16 protein-coding genes are annotated in these 16,215 nt (G+C 62.9%); 10 read left to right on the top strand and 6 right to left on the bottom strand.

The genetic code is table 11. The features are described from left to right. Nucleotides 1-209: 209 nt before the first annotated feature. Together NJU76_RS14585 and NJU76_RS14580 are read left to right on the top strand one after the other, a co-directional pair. Nucleotides 210-764: a hypothetical protein gene (locus NJU76_RS14585; protein WP_254529918.1), complete on the top strand. Its 555-nt coding sequence runs from the start codon at nucleotides 210-212 to the stop codon at nucleotides 762-764. Between the two features lie 87 nt (nucleotides 765-851). Further along, a complete protein-coding gene (locus NJU76_RS14580) occupies nucleotides 852-1,490 on the top strand; it encodes a molybdenum cofactor guanylyltransferase (protein ID WP_254529916.1) in 639 nt (212 codons plus the stop codon). 15 nt (nucleotides 1,491-1,505) lie between these two features. Here the strand turns inward: NJU76_RS14580 and yqeC are convergent, their stop codons facing one another. Then, a complete protein-coding gene (gene yqeC / locus NJU76_RS14575) occupies nucleotides 1,506-2,255 on the bottom strand; it encodes a selenium cofactor biosynthesis protein YqeC (RefSeq protein WP_254529914.1) in 750 nt (249 codons plus the stop codon). Nucleotides 2,256-2,471: 216 nt separating this feature from the next. On the opposite strand from yqeC, the gene NJU76_RS14570 reads away from it, so the two are divergent. From NJU76_RS14570 to NJU76_RS14555, 4 genes are all read left to right on the top strand, one after another. Continuing rightward, on the top strand, nucleotides 2,472-3,431 hold the full coding sequence (locus NJU76_RS14570; protein ID WP_254529912.1) for a VOC family protein: 960 nt from the start codon (nucleotides 2,472-2,474) through the stop codon (nucleotides 3,429-3,431). Between the two features lie 167 nt (nucleotides 3,432-3,598). Further along, nucleotides 3,599-6,250 carry a PAS domain S-box protein gene (locus NJU76_RS14565; protein WP_254529911.1) on the top strand — a complete coding sequence of 884 codons (2,652 nt, stop codon included), beginning with the start codon at nucleotides 3,599-3,601 and terminating at the stop codon, nucleotides 6,248-6,250. Between the two features lie 117 nt (nucleotides 6,251-6,367). Then, nucleotides 6,368-7,594, top strand: coding sequence for an iron-containing alcohol dehydrogenase family protein (locus NJU76_RS14560; protein WP_254529910.1), 1,227 nt, complete (start codon nucleotides 6,368-6,370; stop codon nucleotides 7,592-7,594). 218 nt (nucleotides 7,595-7,812) lie between these two features. Then, nucleotides 7,813-9,210, top strand: a complete 1,398-nt coding sequence (locus NJU76_RS14555) for a PQQ-like beta-propeller repeat protein (RefSeq protein ID WP_340681221.1) — start codon at nucleotides 7,813-7,815, stop codon at nucleotides 9,208-9,210. 85 nt (nucleotides 9,211-9,295) lie between these two features. Here NJU76_RS14555 and queC read toward each other — a convergent pair whose 3' ends face one another. From queC to NJU76_RS14535, 4 genes are all read right to left on the bottom strand, one after another. Next, nucleotides 9,296-10,036 (bottom strand): 7-cyano-7-deazaguanine synthase QueC, encoded by a 741-nt coding sequence (gene queC, locus NJU76_RS14550; RefSeq protein WP_254529906.1) that lies wholly within the window; start codon nucleotides 10,034-10,036, stop codon nucleotides 9,296-9,298. A gap of 30 nt (nucleotides 10,037-10,066) precedes the next feature. Next, nucleotides 10,067-10,861 (bottom strand): 7-carboxy-7-deazaguanine synthase QueE, encoded by a 795-nt coding sequence (locus tag NJU76_RS14545; protein WP_254529904.1) that lies wholly within the window; start codon nucleotides 10,859-10,861, stop codon nucleotides 10,067-10,069. A gap of 1 nt (nucleotide 10,862) precedes the next feature. Then, entirely contained in the window at nucleotides 10,863-11,342 is a 480-nt protein-coding gene (locus NJU76_RS14540) for a 6-pyruvoyl trahydropterin synthase family protein (protein WP_254529902.1), read from the bottom strand. A 328-nt stretch (nucleotides 11,343-11,670) separates the two neighbouring features. Then, entirely contained in the window at nucleotides 11,671-12,027 is a 357-nt protein-coding gene (locus NJU76_RS14535; protein WP_254529900.1) for a winged helix-turn-helix domain-containing protein, read from the bottom strand. A 168-nt stretch (nucleotides 12,028-12,195) separates the two neighbouring features. On the opposite strand from NJU76_RS14535, the gene NJU76_RS14530 reads away from it, so the two are divergent. Then, nucleotides 12,196-12,879: a competence/damage-inducible protein A gene (locus NJU76_RS14530; protein ID WP_254529898.1), complete on the top strand. Its 684-nt coding sequence runs from the start codon at nucleotides 12,196-12,198 to the stop codon at nucleotides 12,877-12,879. 33 nt (nucleotides 12,880-12,912) lie between these two features. Here NJU76_RS14530 and NJU76_RS26570 read toward each other — a convergent pair whose 3' ends face one another. Further along, nucleotides 12,913-13,038: a hypothetical protein gene (locus NJU76_RS26570; RefSeq protein WP_256566069.1), complete on the bottom strand. Its 126-nt coding sequence runs from the start codon at nucleotides 13,036-13,038 to the stop codon at nucleotides 12,913-12,915. A 162-nt stretch (nucleotides 13,039-13,200) separates the two neighbouring features. Between NJU76_RS26570 and NJU76_RS14525 the strand changes: the two genes are divergently transcribed. From NJU76_RS14525 to NJU76_RS14515, 3 genes are all read left to right on the top strand, one after another. Next, nucleotides 13,201-14,535 (top strand): ATP-NAD kinase family protein, encoded by a 1,335-nt coding sequence (locus tag NJU76_RS14525; protein WP_254529896.1) that lies wholly within the window; start codon nucleotides 13,201-13,203, stop codon nucleotides 14,533-14,535. Nucleotides 14,536-14,665: 130 nt separating this feature from the next. After that, nucleotides 14,666-15,697 carry a phosphate signaling complex PhoU family protein gene (locus NJU76_RS14520; protein ID WP_254529894.1) on the top strand — a complete coding sequence of 344 codons (1,032 nt, stop codon included), beginning with the start codon at nucleotides 14,666-14,668 and terminating at the stop codon, nucleotides 15,695-15,697. A gap of 167 nt (nucleotides 15,698-15,864) precedes the next feature. Further along, nucleotides 15,865-16,050, top strand: coding sequence for a DUF7525 family protein (locus tag NJU76_RS14515; RefSeq protein WP_254529892.1), 186 nt, complete (start codon nucleotides 15,865-15,867; stop codon nucleotides 16,048-16,050). Nucleotides 16,051-16,215 lie beyond the last annotated feature (165 nt).

Below are 16,215 nucleotides of genomic sequence, written 5' to 3'. Positions count from 1 at the left end.
AGGTATGTCGGTGCGATTGATGAATCGGGAGGGAAATCCGAACGACAAGGTCCCGCCGGAATAATGCGCTGACAACGGGGCCGTTTTGACGGAAACCGTGTTTTGCGGAACGAAATGGCGTCGAAAAAAGGGACGACGAGACAAACGCCAGGGAATCGTGGTCTGTGAGAGGGAAACGATGACAGATACTCGTGAGAAACCGTTGGACGATGGAGCTCACGCGGTCGGTCGTAGAAACCAAGGCTCGAGAGTATCGAGAGCAAGAACCCCTGTATACTGTCGAACAGGAGACCATCGAGACGCTTCCGGCCGCATTCGAGACGGGCGAATACGGCCGTCGCGACGCGGCATGGGTCGTCAGGTGGTACTACCGGCGATTCCTCGGCGACTATCCCCACGACGAACGACGTGGTGTGGAGGAGGAGTTCTGGGAGACGGACTTCGATGCCGTCCGGCACGCCATCGCCGACGCCGTCGACGCGACCGAGGCGACCGCCCGCCTGGATCACCTGACCGATCTCGAGGCCGTCGACGTCCCCGTCGCCTCGGCGTTTCTTATGTTCATCGATCCGAACGAATACGTCGTCCTCGGTCCCCGCGAGTGGTCGGCGCTCCGGACTGCTGGCGAACTTTCCCGTCCCTACCCGGATCCCCCGTCGATTTCGGACTACGAGGCGTATCTCGAGCGGTGTCGTTCGTTGGCGGATCGCTTCGAGTGCGACCTCTGGACGCTCTACCGAGCGATCTGGCGGCTGTCGGAGTGACTGCGTGGTTCCTCGGGCCGGCAACCGCCGGACGCGAACCGGCGAGGCGACCGGATGCTTTTACTCGCAGTTGACGAAGTGTCGAACATGGCTCTCGAGACCGGACGAGCGGAACGGACGGGGGTCGTTCTCTCAGGCGGCTACTCGAGCCGGTTCGGCGACGCGGACAAGGCCGTCAGCGACCTCGCCGGGACGCCGATGATCCGACGGGTCGTCGACCGGATCGAATCGGTCGTCGACGACCTCGTGATCAACTGCCGCGCGGAGCAGGTAGCGGCGATCCGCACCGCGCTCGAGGGCGTCCCGGACGTGTCGTTCGCGGTCGATCCGATTCCCGACCGCGGGCCGATGGCTGGCATCGTGACCGGATTGCGCGCCACGGAGACGCCGTCGGCGTTCGTCGTCGCCTGCGACATGCCCTTCGTCGAGCCGGCGCTCGTCGATCACCTCTTCGAGCGAGTCGGCGGCCACGATGCTGCGGTTCCGCGCCTCGACGACCAGTGGTTCCAGACCACGCAGGCCGTCTACCGCGTCGATCCCATGGTGGACGCCTGCGAGCGCGCCCTGGAACGTGACGCCCGCCGGATCATGGACCCACTATCCAAACTGGACTGCGTCGTCATAGACGAGGCCGAGGTTCGCGAACACGCCGGCCTCGAGACCTTCGAGAACGTCAACACTCGCGAGGAATTCGAGGCGGTCGCAGCCCGTCTCGAGGGGGAGTGAGACGCGACTGGTATCCTACGCTTCGACGATCTCGACCACCGGATCGTCGGCGATCATCCGCGCCAGTACCACTCGCTCGACGGACGGTGCTCGCTCGAGTAGCTCCGTCGCTATCTCCTCGGCAACCGCTCGCAGGTCTCCGTCGTCGACCTTGTTGAGCAGCGGGACGACTGTCGTCCCGTCGGGGACGCCTTTCAGCCCGCCACGCTCGCTCGCGAGGACTCGAGCCACGTCGACTGGTCGAATCGGATCGCCACGGTCGCAGCCCGTGATCGCCGCCACCCGCTCAGGTCGGTGAACGTGGTTGGCCGAAAGCGGACTCCCGACGGCTCGAACGCTCGCGATAGGGAGGACGGTGTCGACGTTGCGGGGGAGTCGTGGTTCGCGATCACCGGGCGCTTTGAACTCCCTCGTTCGGGCACCGTCTGCCTTGACGAGGACGAGGTCAGCACCCCACGTCGCTGCGAGTCGATCGACGACAGCGGGGTCGTATCCACCGTACCGATCCGTTCCGTCCCATCCAGGAACGACCCCCACGGGCCAGGTAGTCGTCCCCTCGAGAGCCGCGGCCGGTTCGTCGGTCAGGAGAACCTGCGCCACGCGCTGGTCGAATGGTGGGATTCGAACCGTCGCCGTCACGACCACCCGTCTGTTCTTCTCGTGGGCGGCGTGCCCAGCCAGCGCGTATAGCGTCGTCTTTTTTCCCCCGGCACCGACGACGGCAACGACACCGGCTTCGGCCCGCAGCGCTTCGAGGACGTCCATACCGGCGCTACCACCGTGCCACTCTAATCAGTTGGGTCGAACGATTCGAGGCAGGGCATCGTTACAGTCACCATCGTTCTATCGGCAGATCCTGGCGTGTTAGAATCCTTCTCGGCCCCCGACGGTTCGAAATCAGTCACGGAGCGGTAACCCGTGCATCTCCTGGTGATGCGAGCGCGAGCAAGCGATTCAAGGGACCGGCCCCTATGGACGGCAATGTCTCCCAATACGTCCGGACTCCATCACGTGACGGCGATCGCTGGTGACCCCCAGCGAAACGCCGATTTCTACGTCGGCACCCTCGGCCTGCGGTTCGTGAAGAAGACCGTCAACCACGACGATACCGGCACCTATCACTTCTACTTCGGCGACGGAGAGGGAACACCCGGCACGAACATCACGTTCTTCCCGTGGACCGATCGAGGGCGAGAGGGCCGGTTCGGGGCCGGTCAGACGAAGACGACAGCCTACGGGATTCCGAGGGACTCGGTCGACTACTGGCGCGACCGACTCGAGGCCGCTGGAATCGACGTGACGGACGACTCGCGGTTCGACGACGTCGTGCTTCGGTTTTCCGACCCCGACGGGATCGAACTCGAACTCGTGGCAGCCGACGCCGAGTTCGACGCCAGCCCCTGGACGGACGGGCCGGTCCCCATCGAACACCAGTTGCAGGGCTGCTACAACGTGACGCTCGGAGTCGATTCGTTCGGGCCGACCGAAACGATCCTGACCGACGTGCTGGGCTACGAGTTCGAGGCCAAGGCGGACGGCCGGCGGCGCTACTGTAGTGCGACCGGCGGTCCCGGCTCGCTCGTCGACCTGGTCGAGACCGACGTCGACCGCGGACGGATGGGCGTCGGAACGGTTCACCACGTCGCGTTCGAAGCGGAGAGCGAAGCGGAGCACGAGCGCTGGCGGCGGGCCTTCGCCGAAGCCGGACTGCGACCCTCGGTGGTCATCGATCGGACGTACTTCCAGTCGATCTACGTCCGCGAGCCCGGCGGCATCCGCTTCGAGATGGCGACGCCCGAGCCCGGTTTCACGGTCGACGAGGATCTCGAGAAACTCGGTTCGCGGCTGACGCTCCCGGGGCGGCTCGAAGACGAGCGCGACGCGATCGAGGCGGAGTTGCCGCCGTTCGACGGGCCAGCACTCGAGCCGGGCGAGAACTGATCCCCTTCGTTTCCCAAAGATCCGAGGAGGCCTATCGCGTCGGCGGCTCCGCATCGGCCGATGCGGCTATCGAACAGCCGTGAAAGCGCCTGTGAAACTCGCGTCTGCGAGCCACTTGCAACCACGCGGCGGGAATTTTATCTCTCTCAGCGGCTACCACTTATAGCATGAGTACACGATCGGACGCCACCGACGGGGGCTTCTGGGGAGAGGCGGATGCGGAGGTGGCGCTCGAGCGGTACCGGACGCTGATCGAAACGATCGACGACGGGATCTACCAGCTCGATGCCGACGGACACCTGGTCGCGGTCAACGAGACGCTCGCCGAGTTGACGGGATACGCCCGGAACGAACTACATGGCGAACACGTCTCCGTCCTCCTCGACGAGGCCGACGTGGACGTGATCGACCGCGAACTGCACGAGTATCTGCGAGCCGACTCGAACGAGATTCCTCCCTTCGAACTCTCCGTCCGAACCGTCGACGGCGACAGGGTTTCGTGCGAACTGCGAGTGACGCCGCTCGTGGAAGCCAACGAGTTCCGGGGGACGATCGGCGTCGCACGACCCCGATCCGGGACGACGCGAACGACCGTGCTCGAGTCGGCACGCCCGTCGTCCGAGTCGATCTCGACGAACACCGCTGAGGCCGGCGTCGGCGTGCTCATCACAGACGAGGACTTCGATGTCGGGTGGATCGACGGGTCGATCGAGGAGTACTTCGGACTCGATCGCGAGGCGGTCGTTGGACGTGACATACGGTCGGTCGTAGAAGAGACGCTCTCGGAACGGATCGCCGAACCGGACTCGTTCACCGACAGCGTCCTTACAGCGTACGACGAGGACGCGTACATCGATCACCTCGAGTGTCGGGTCAACGCCGATGCGGACACCGACCTCGAAGATCACAGGCTCGACTACCAGAGCAAACCGATCACGTCGGGGCGCTACGCCGGCGGTCGGATCGAACTCTACGCCGATAGTACGGATCGGAAGCGGTCGGAAGACGCGCTTCAAGAGAGTCAGAACGCGTTCCAGTCGCTGGTCGACGCTATCGAGGAGTACGCGATTTTCAAACTGGATGCCGACGGCCGCGTCAGTAGCTGGAACAGCGGTGCAGAACAGATCAACGGGTACGACAGCGAGGAAATCCTCGGGAAACACTTCTCGACGTTTTACACCGAAGCGGACAGGGCGGCGAACGTTCCGGAACGAACCCTCGAGAACGCGATCGCGAACGGCTCCGTCGAGGAGGAAGGACGGCATGTTAGGAAAGACGGCAGCCAGTTCTGGGCGAACGTGACCATCACGCCCGTGTGGGACGACGATGACGTTCTTCGAGGGTTCTTGAAAATCACTCGTGACATGTCCGATCGACGGGGGCGCGAGCGAGAACTCGAAGGCGAACTCCAGCGAGTCCTGGGACGGATCTCCGATGCGTTCTACGCGGTGGACGACGACTTTCGGTTCACTCACGTCAACGAACGTGCCGAAGAACTCCTCCAGCGCACAGAGGGGGAGTTGCTCGGTGAGAACCTCTGGGACGTCTTTCCGTCTGCTGCCGAGATCGACGACGTCAGGGAGGCGTTCCACACTGCGCGAGAGACCCAGGAGTCGACGAGCTACGAACTGTACTACGACGAGCTCGACTTCTGGGTCGAAGCGAACCTCTATCCATCCGAGACCGGTATCTCGGTGTACTTCCGCGACGTCACCGAGCGAAAACGATACGAACGCGAACTCGAGGAATCGGAGCAGCGCTACCGCACCATTGCGGAGTACTTCCCGAACGGTATCGTCACCCTGTTCGACCACGATCTCGAGTACACGCTGGCGGCCGGGCAAGGGTTCGACCGGATTCCGGACGAGCCCGGGGATCTGGAAGGACGACGATTCTCCGACATCTGGCCGTCAAAGACGAGCGAGGAACTCGAACCCGCCCTCCTGGCCGCGTTCGAGGGCGAACAGCAGTCGGTGGAACTCTCCTACGCCGGGCGAGAGTGGGTCGTCCACGCAGCCCCGGTCACCGACAAACGGGGTGACGTGTTCGCGGGCGTGACGATGGCCCAGGATATCACCGAGCGTACGGCAAATCAGCGCAGACTCGAGGAGACCGTCGCGCAGCTCGAAAACTCCAACAAACGGTTGGAACAGTTCGCCTACGCCGCATCACACGATCTGCAAGAGCCCCTGCGAATGGTCTCGAGTTACCTCCAACTGATCGAGAGCCGGTACGCCGACGACCTCGATCGGGATGGCGAAGACTTCCTCGCATACGCCATCGACGGCGCGGATCGAATGCGCGAGATGATAGGCGGGTTACTCGAGTACTCCCGTATCGAGACACGGGGTGGCCCGCTCGAGCCGGTTGACCTCGAAGCCGTTCTCGAGGACGTGCTGTCCGACCTACAGATCACGATTGAAGAGTCCGACGCCGAGATTACGAGCGCTGACCTTCCTCGCGTCGTCGGCGATGCGATCCAGCTGCGCCACGTGTTCCAGAATCTAGTGTCGAATGCGATCACCTACAGCGGTGACGAACCGCCCCGGATTCACGTCGATGCGGAACGGCGGGGTGGTGAGTGGGTGATCTCGGTCCACGACGAGGGGATCGGAATCGAGCCGGAGAACCAGCAACGGGTTTTCGAGGTGTTCCAACGGCTTCACAGCAGCGAGACGTATCCCGGGTCCGGGATCGGTCTCGCGCTCTGTGAGCGCATCGTCGAACGTCACGGCGGCGAAATCTGGCTCGAGTCAGAGCCGGGCGTGGAAACGATGGTTTCGTTCACGCTCCCCGTGGCACACGCTACCGACGAGTGAAGCCGATCGTTGGGCCGGATACCCGAGCGTCCCCCACGTTCCAGCGCACTCGCGCTGTGACCCCGAGCGGATCGCCGCTGCTCTCGCTTTTAACTCCGGTCCTGCCGAACGAGGAGTATGAGTCCATCTCACCCGGGGGTGCGCGACGGCGCGTTCCGATTCGAGTATAACCCGTCGACGATCAGATTCGGTCCGGGAAGCGTCGACGACCTCGCGGCAGAACTCGAGCGCGAGTGCCTCGAGCGTGCGCTGATCGTCTGTGGCTCGACAGTCGGTACGACGGCTGCGGTGATCGACCCGGTCGAAGCGGGACTGGGTGACCGGCTGGCTGGCGTCTTCGACGAGACGACGGCGAAGAAGCGGCTCGCGACAGCGTTCGAGGGCCGAAACGCGCTCGAGGCTGCGGACGCGGACGTCCTCGTCAGCCTCGGTGGTGGGAGTAGCCTCGACGTCGCGACGGTGATCAGCGTCCTCTCGGCCAGTGATCGGTCGCACGAGGACGTGGCAACGGAACTCGCCGAACGGGGGACGGTTACCGTCCCGGACGACGGGCTCGTCCCGGTCGTGACGGTCCCAACGACGCTCGCAGGGGCCGACCTCTCGATGGCCGCGGGCCTTACTGCTGCACCTGGTTCGAGTCCGATCGACGCGGAGATCAGCGGTGGGGTCTCAGATCCAGCGTTGATGCCCGTAGCGGCGTTCTACGACCCGGAACTCGTTGCGACCACGCCCGAATCGATCTTGGCGGGGTCCGCGATGAATGGGTTCGACAAGGGCGTCGAAACGCTCTACGCGAGTAACGCGACGCCCATCACCGACGCGACGGCAGCCGCCGGACTCGAGAAACTCTGTGGCGGCCTTCGGGCGTTCGGCAACGGTGACGGAGATGACGAAACGCTCGAAACGATACTCGAAGGCGTCGTGCTGGTGCAGTACGGCATCTCACGACCCGGCGAGACGACGGTCTCGGTCGTACACGCGTTCGGCCACGCGCTGTCGCGAACGGAGGACGTACAGCAAGGGGTAGCCCACGCAATCGTCGTGCCCCACGTCCTCGAGTACCTCTTCGAACGGGGTGGGGTAGACGCTCGCGTTGGCCTGCTCGCGAACGCTCTCGGTGTCGGTGACGCCGACGATCGGTCCGAAGCAGTCCTCGAGTCGATCACTGCGATTCGGGACGCACTGGGTCTCCCGTCGCGGCTCCGTGACATCGACTGCCTCGATCACAGCGAGGTCACCGCAATCGCCGAGGCGATCCAGGCCGATTCGTTCATGGCGAACGCGCCGCCGGGACTGGACCCGACCGTCGAAGAAATCGAGGACGTCCTCGAGGCAGCGTGGTAGGGACACGCCTCGAGACTGCGCCTAGGAACCGAAGCGGCGCTCGATTCTGACGTCTTCGAGTCGAGTACCACGTCGCGAGAGTCGACGAGCGAACGTGGTTGCGACGCACCACCAGCCCGGCCACTACGTGGATTGGAACGTATTGTATCCTGGTTTCGCGTCCGAAACGGTTCTATCGAATCGATAAGTAACAGCTATCAATCGTTGTCTCTGGTAGAATGACCGATCACGGTAGACGGCGGTTTCTGACGTGTGCCGGACTGACGGTTGCTTTAGGAGGGGGTATCGCAACCGCAACTGAGGACTCTGAGGGCACACTGACCGGCGGTTCGACGACGGCTGGGGGGACCAACGGGTGGTCGATGGTACACGGAGATGCGGGGAATACCGGATCCGTCTCGAAGGCGGTCGGGCCGAAACCGCCTCTTACAATCCCCTGGACGTACGGTCGTGCGGGTTCGTTCGCTGTGGTCGGCAAAACGGTCTATCTCACCACAGACGACGGGCGGGTACACGCAATCGACGCGACCGAGGGGTCACGTAAGTGGAAATGGAACATCTCTTTGGGAAATTTCGGGAGTGTGGTGGGGTCGCCGGCGGTGACTACCGACACCGTCTACATCTGCGGAGACCAGTCCGGCCCGACGCTAACAGCCCTCGACGCCGCAAGCGGGGACGTCCGCTGGAAGAAGGCCGATCTGGGGTACGCGTCGAATCAGGCACCGATCGTCGCGAACGGGTCGGTGTTTCTGGTCGTCGACAAGGTCCTGTACGCTCTCGACGCGGACACGGGGGAGAAGCAGTGGCAGTTCAGGCCGAAACCGGTTACCATCGATGGGCAAGAGCACAGCGATCTGTTGGTTAGACGGCCAGTCGCCGTCGCGGACGATACCGTCTTCGCTATGAGCAACAAGCGGCTATTCGCACGCGACGCCGAAACCGGCGACGAGCGATGGACAGATTCGTTCGCGGAAAACTGGGCCACCAACGGATTTTCTGGAATACCGATCGCTGCCGACGGCCTCGTCGCGGCCACTAAAGCCGATTCTGTGGTGCTCTTCAAGACGAAGACCGGCGAGAAACGAGCCACACTACCGACCCGATCGATCGATGCGATGACCTCGGCGCGGGCCTACGCAGTCGGCAACGCGGATTCCGATTCGGGCGAACGGGCAGTCGTCACCGGCTACGCCCGAGAGAGCGGCGAAAACGTTTGGCAGTCGACGGCGGAGCTAACGTGGGTCGGAAAACCGATCGCCGACGACGGGTCCGTGTACGCGCCTGTCGAAAAACCGTCCGGGAAGACCGGTGTGATCGCCTTCGACACCGGAAACGGGAGTCCGAAATGGAGTTTCACCACCGACGCTCGACCGGATCAGCTCTCCATCGTCGACGGAACCCTCTACGCGCGAGTCGACGGGACCCTGCTGGCAGTTCGGGGCAAGAATGCCGGGAAGATTGAACAAGAATCGAACCAATTGAACCAATCGAACCAATCGAACCAATCGAACGCAGAGAGTACCCCGGGATTCACTCCCGCCATCGGCATCGCGAGCGGTGCAATCGCCCTCGAGTGGCTTCGCCGTCGAACAAATTCCGACGAACGGACCGACTAACCGGTGGCGGCTCGAGACTACTGTATCGGACGACCGCTCGAACGGACCCCTCGGTCAGTGTGCGTGAGTGAACCTCGTCGAGACGCTACCGATTACTGTCGTCGGCCGGCCGTTCGGCGTACTCGATCGGATCCCGGACGTCGATGTTCTGAAACGCCTGTAAGCGGAAGGCGCAGGCATCACAGGTGCCACACGCGGGTTCGTTCCCCCGATAGCAACTCCACGTGTGTTCGTACGGAACCTCGAGTTCCACACCCCGCTCGGCAATGTCGGTTTTGGACCCGTCGACGAACGGCGCTTCGATCGAGATTTCCGTCTCGGGCTTCGTTCCGACGTCGACGACGCGCTTGAAGGCCTCGAAGAAGGCAGGACGACAATCCGGATAGCCCGAGAAGTCCTCGCTGTGGGCGCCGATGAAAACTGCCTCGCAATCGGTAGCCTCGGCGTAGGAGACGGCCATCGCGAGCAGGTTCGCGTTCCGGAAGGGGACGTACGAGGTCGGTATCTCGTCGCTCTCTGTGTCCGCGTCGGCGACGGCCATCTCGTCGTCCGTCAGACTCGAGGCACCGATCGCCTCGAGGTGACCAGTTTCGATCCGCAGGAAGTCCGCGGCGCCGAGTTCGTCGGCGATCTGGCGGGCGCACTCGAGCTCGCGGTCCTCAGTTCGCTGGCCGTAGGAGGTGTGCAACGCATAGATCTCGTAGCCCCGGTCGTGGGCCTCGTAGGCGGCGGTGGCGCTGTCCATGCCGCCCGAAAGAAGGACGATGGCGCGTTTTGCGGTCGGTTCGTCGGCTTCGGAATTCGTCGTGTGGTTGGTATCACTCATCTTTGTGGTGTCGTATTGGTCGTCGCCGGATCACGTCTCGGGGGCATCGTTCCAGAGGTCGACGTGTAGTCGCGGGGTATACCGGAAGCCGTACTCCATCGCGAGGTCGGCGACACGATGTCTGGTTTCCGCGAGTCGATCGCGGGTCGCCCCTTCGGGCATCAGCAGAACGTCGGTGTCCCGAATTCGCGTGTCGGCGGCCGCCCGTACGTCCTCGAGCAGGTTGCATACCTCCGAAACATCGTCGGCGTCGGTGACGACGAACTTCAGTTGGAACTCGTAGGTCTCGATCAAGCGAGCGAGCGCGTCGAGGTCGATCCGATCGGTCTCGTGACGACGTTCCCACTCACCCGTTCCCGTGGGGTCGCGTTCGGGCGTGGGCGTGCTGCTCGAGAGTTTCGGGCTGATGGAGGCGAGGTCGATCGGTGCGTCTCGGAAGATCGTCCCGTTCGTCTCGACTGTAGTGTGGTAGTTCCGGTCGGCGAGCGCTTCGAGCAAGGCGGTGCTCCCCTCGTGGAGCAGGGGTTCACCGCCGGTGAGAACGACGTGGTCAGCGTCGTGAGAGTCGATTTCCGCGAGGATCTCCACTAGACTCAATCGGGCGTGTGTCGGCTCCCACGAGGTATGATAGGAGTCACAGAACCAACAGCGCAGGTTACACCCGCTGGTTCGGACGAAGACCGAGGGGACGCCCGCGAGGGTCCCTTCGCCTTGGAGCGAGTAGAACAATTCGTTGATCGGAAGTTCCACATCGTCGAGTCCGTCCGCGGTGTCGCCGTCGGTGTCGGCTCCGGGACCGAGGTCGACGGAATCGGAGACCGGCATCTCAGATCTCGCTTCCCCCGCGGAGTTCCCGCGTCTCACTGACCTGGACGGCGATTTCGGTGACCGTGTCGGGTAGAGCCGCCTCGAGCTTTCGCTCGAGAACGACGCTCATCACCTCCGCCGTCGGCGGCTGCTCGAGGACCACGATTCCATCACCATCACCGGCCGCCTCGAAAGCGTCGACGAGCGGGTCACCGGCCTCGAGCAGAAACATGTGATCCCACTCGGATAGTACGTCTGTAATATCTCCTTTGTCTGCGATCCAGCCCTCATCTGTCAGCTGGCCTGCGACGGAGACCGCGATGTCGTAATTGTGCCCGTGGGGCCGCGAACACTTCCCGTCGTGGTGCTGTATGCGGTGCCCTGCGCTGATTCTAATCGGACGGTCGTGGCCGACGTGCAACACGCGACGGGCCCCAACGACGGCGTCGTCCGTCGCGATAGCGGCTCCAGTGTCGCGCGACTCTCCCGAATCTACCATACTGGGATATTCTTCTGAGAATACTTAAGGATGGTCGAATGTGAGCACTCGGTCGTAGTTCCGGGGCCGTTGGTCCGACGGTCGCGATGCGAGCGCTCGCGAGACCCGATGGGATGGTGAACAAGACCAGACCACTCTGCAGGGACCTCGTGAGTATATCGGGACTCGAGGGTGGGTAGGGGGCTGTACCGGCGGGAATCGCTCGTTGGATCATGTCACAGCAGGCCGATCCGCCGGTCACCCGTTTCATACGGACTCCTGTAAGTCATTACCGATGCAACCGCGACCGTCCTGCGGTTGCACCGGTACATCGGTACAGTAGACCGTATCAGTCTTCGAGTTGGTCCTGCAGCCTGTTTTTGGCCTCAGTGCGCCGTTGTCGGGAAAATTCCGGCGCGTCGTCAGAAAAATCGATTTCGATTTCGTCGAGCGTTCGTCGATAGATGTTCGTCCGTCGTCCCTCGTCCGAGAGTTGCCGGCCTTCACAGGTCAGTAATCCAGCGTCGACGAGTTCTTCGATCCGACGATAGCAGGTCGCGATCGGAATCTCGATAGCCTCGCTCAACGACTGCGCGGATTTCGGCGTCCCCGCTGCGCAGAGGATTTCCGCGCTGTATTTGCTCCCGAGCGCGGAGAGCACCACGGCCGAATCCGCTTCGTTGTGTTCTGTTCGACTCCGAGACATACACTCTTCATTACCAACTGTCTGAATTGAATCTTATGGTTGACTGAGGTACCACCTTATATGCATGTTGACGGCACGAACCGTGTTCGGGATGAACGGGGACCGATAGCGGCCCGGGCCACGGTCGAGGGCGAGATGCATTTGGGGACCGGGCACGAACGGAGCGATATGAAAGTCGCGGTCGTAACGGTCGGCAACGAACTACTTGCCGGACGAACGACGGATACGAACGCAACCTGGCTCTGTGAGCGCCTCGACGATCGCGGCGTCACCGTCAAACGCGTCACGACGATTCCGGACCGCGTCGGCGACATCGCCCGCGTGGTCAACGAATATCGAGCCGAGTACGACGCCGTTATCGTCACCGGCGGGCTCGGCCCGACTCACGACGATCTCACTATGGACGGCGTCGCAGCCGCGCTCGGTCGTTCGCTCGAGACACACGAAGCCGCACTCGCCTGGCTCGAAAAAGACGGGTACAGTCGCCAGGATCTGGCGTCTGGAACGACCGACTTGCCCGACGGCGCGCGAGCACTTCACAACGAGGTGGGTGTCGCTCCTGGCGCGGTGCTCGAAGACGTTTACGTCCTTCCCGGCGTCCCGTCGGAGATGAAATCGATGTTCGAGACGATCGCACACGAATTCGAGGGAACGCCGAGGTACAGGAAAACGGTCGTCGCCGACGAACCCGAGAGTGCGCTCGTCGAGCGGATCGCCAAACTCCGCGACAGGTTCGACGTCACCGTCGGGAGCTATCCAGGAGAATCGGTTCGGATCGAACTCGAGAGCACCGACGAAGAGACCGTCGAAGAAGCTGCTTCGTGGCTTCGAAAACGGGTCGATCTGGTCTAGGACGACGACCGCTGTCACGCGTCCCGGGTCAAATCATCTGTATAAGTAGAGCATCCAAGCGATGGTCACCAGCAGCCCCAGTACGAGTACACCCCAGCCGACGACGGACATCGGGAACTGTGTTTCCGTCGCGAGAACGACGTCGTTCAGTGTATTCATGATCTGAGGTCGGGAGCCATCCCCCTTAATTGTTCAGAAACGCTGTCCGCCAGGTCTCGGTCGTCGGGCGTGTCGCTTCCTGGCGGTCGCGTCTCCGCTCGAGTCACGAACCCCGCTCCGGGACGCGATATGGCTTTCCGATTGGCGCCCTCACGGTTCGATATGGAAACCATCGGTGTCGTCGTCAACCCGATCGCGGGGATGGGCGGCCGGGTCGGGCTAAAGGGGACCGACGGGAAACTCGAGGAGGCGCGCCGCCGCGGTGCCGAGCCGCGAGCCCCGAAGCGAGCGCGCGAAGCCCTGCGATCGCTGCACCGACGTGCCCCGAACATCACAGTTTACACGGCCGCGGGCGTGATGGGCGAGTATGCGGCGCGAGACGCCGGCTACGATCCCGTACTCGTCTACGACCCAGCGGGGGAAGACGGGAAATCGGACTCGACCGATCCAGCATCCGCAGGGACGACAGCCGCCGATACTCGTGCGGCCGTCAGCGCGCTACTAGAGCGGGGCGTCGATCTCGTGTTATTCGTCGGCGGCGACGGTACCGCTGTCGACGTTGCGAGTGTCCTCGAGGCACACGCCTCGAGCGAGGAATCTCGAGCCGATCCCTCAGAAGCGGTCGCCGCGTCACGGGACGCTGAAACGCCGATGCTCGGCGTCCCGGCGGGCGTCAAGATCTACTCGTCGGTCTTCGGCATGACGCCGGCCGACGCTGGCCGGATCGCCGCCGAGTTCGACCGCGTCGAGACCCGCGAGGTCAACGATATCGACGAGGACGCATATCGCGAAGGCGAGGTACGCACGGAACTGCGGGCCGTCGTCCCGGTCCCTGTCGCGCCGGACGTTCAGTCGAGCAAACAGGTATCGAGCGGCAGCGTCGATTCGCTAGCGGCAGGGTTCGCTCGCGAGGTCGAACCGGATCGGACTTACGTCTTTGGCCCCGGGAGCACCGTCGGTGCGATCGAGACGGAACTGGGAATCGATCCCTCGCCGTTGGGCGTCGACGTCTGGCGTGCGACCGACGGCACCGACGAGTCGGTCGAATCCAGTGACCCGGCCGTGGATGGAACTGGGCGCGAGGATGAAACAGACGGCGGAGGCCAAGAGGGCGACGGTGGTGATGAAACGGGGGGCGGAGACGGTAAAAAAAAGCGGGGCGGTGCAAGTGGAGAGGACCGATACGGACGGAAGGGGGAGGTTTTAGCTCGCGACGCGTCCGAATCGGAGATCCTCGCGGTTCTCGAAGAGCCGGTCACGATCGTCGTCTCACCGATCGGCGGCCAGGGCTTCGTTTTCGGACGAGGAAACCACCAAATTTCGCCGTCAGTGATCCGTCGGGCCGACGAGATCACGGTCGTCGCCACCGGAGAAAAACTCGACGAGATCGATTCGTTGCACGTCGACACCGATGACGCCGAGACCGACGAGCAGCTACGGGGCTGGCTGCGGGTCCGGACGGGTCGATTCACGACTCGGTTGATGAACGTCGTTTGACCGCCCACTGGACGATCAAATTGTATAAGGTCATAGGCCATCCGGACGCAGAACACAACCATATAACGTTGCGACGATATATAATGACCATATAGTCAAGACTAAGGTAGGGTCGCTCGTACGGTTGGATATGGAAACGCGGAAAGTGCAACGACTCGGGCCGTCGACGCTGGCGATGACGCTCCCGGCGGAGTGGGCGTCGGAACACGGCGTCGAAAAGGGCGACGAAGTGTCGCTTCGGACCAGCGGGAAAGGCACTCTCACTGTGATGCCCGAGTCCGCGAGTACAGAAGAAACGGAAGCGATCATCCACACCGACGACCTCGACGCGGACGCCGTCGAACGGGCGATCGTCGCCCAGTACGTTCTCGGTCGGCGCATCATTCGCATCGAGCGCGAAGACGGCGCTCTCGAATCGGCCCACATCAACGCAGTCTACCAGGCGGAAACACAGCTGATGGGCCTGGGCGTCATCGAGGAGACGCCCGAGAGCATCTCGATTCGCTGCTCGGTGGATCCCGAGGACTTCACGCTCGACAATCTTCTCGAGCGCCTCGAGCGAACCGGACAGACGATGCGCGGCGAGGGCATCAAAGCGTTGGCCCACGGCAATCCCGACCTGGCCCAACGCGCGCTGAATCGAGAGCGACAGGCCAACAAGATCTTCGTCCTCCTGTTGCGGCTGATCTTCACGGCGTATCAGAACCCCAACCTCGCGCGAGCCGTTGGGCTGAACAGCGGCTTTCCGCTGATCGGCTACCGTTCGATCGCGAAGAATCTCGAGCTGACGGCCGACAACGCGGAGGACATCGCCGAGATCGTTATCGAGACCCAAGGTCACACCCTGAACGTCGACAGTTCTGTGATGCGTGATATCCGGGAACTGAACGACCTCGTCGACGACATCACCTCGCGGGCCGTCGAAGCGGCCGTCGAACGCGATTACGACAAGTCTAACGAAGTCCGGAAACTGTTCCACGACGTCGCCAACCGCGAGCAGGAAATTCTCGCTGATCTGCCGGAGATGGACAACGAAGACCTGCTTCGTATCCGTGAGGTCCTCGTCAGCCTCCAACAGACTGCCCAGTACGCGATGCGAAACGCCGAAATCGCGGCCAATCTCGCACTCAACGAGGAATCGGACCACACCACGATCAAGTGATCGCGTCGCCGTAAACGAGGGTTTCGCTCGCACCGCGCGAGCAACCGAGGTGACGAAGCGGGCCGTGGGTCAGAGAAAGCGGGTCGTCGATGTGGAAAGGAGGGCCGACGCGCGCCGGATCCCTCGGAATGAGTGAAGTTAAGAGACCCTACACACAACGGCCGAGCATGGCTACGCAATCGGAGACCACGGACAAGGGCGTTGGACTCGCGCTTGCACTGAGCGCGCTGGCGGTGATCGGGGCAATCGCGATGGTTGCTGGTGCACCGGAGACGGCGGCGGCCTGGGGATTCGCGGCGGCGGTACTCTTTAGCTCGCTGGCGGTCGTCAGCATCCACCTCTACTGGGAGTAAATACCCCCTACTCGCTCACTTCGTTCGCTCGTCGAGGTCGGGTTAGGGTGGGTTTCTACCTCGAAGTACGCTGACTGTCACTCCGCGAACGGCCCGATGGGTTACTCGTGTGTAACTGGGCACCGATCGAACCGACCCTCGCGATTCCGGCGGGACTGGGGCGTA

This window comes from Natrinema gelatinilyticum (genome assembly GCF_024266705.1).
Lineage (GTDB): Archaea > Halobacteriota > Halobacteria > Halobacteriales > Natrialbaceae > Natrinema > Natrinema gelatinilyticum.
Note: the sequence above shows the minus strand (reverse complement) of the source record. Positions and strands in the feature narration are given on the sequence as shown.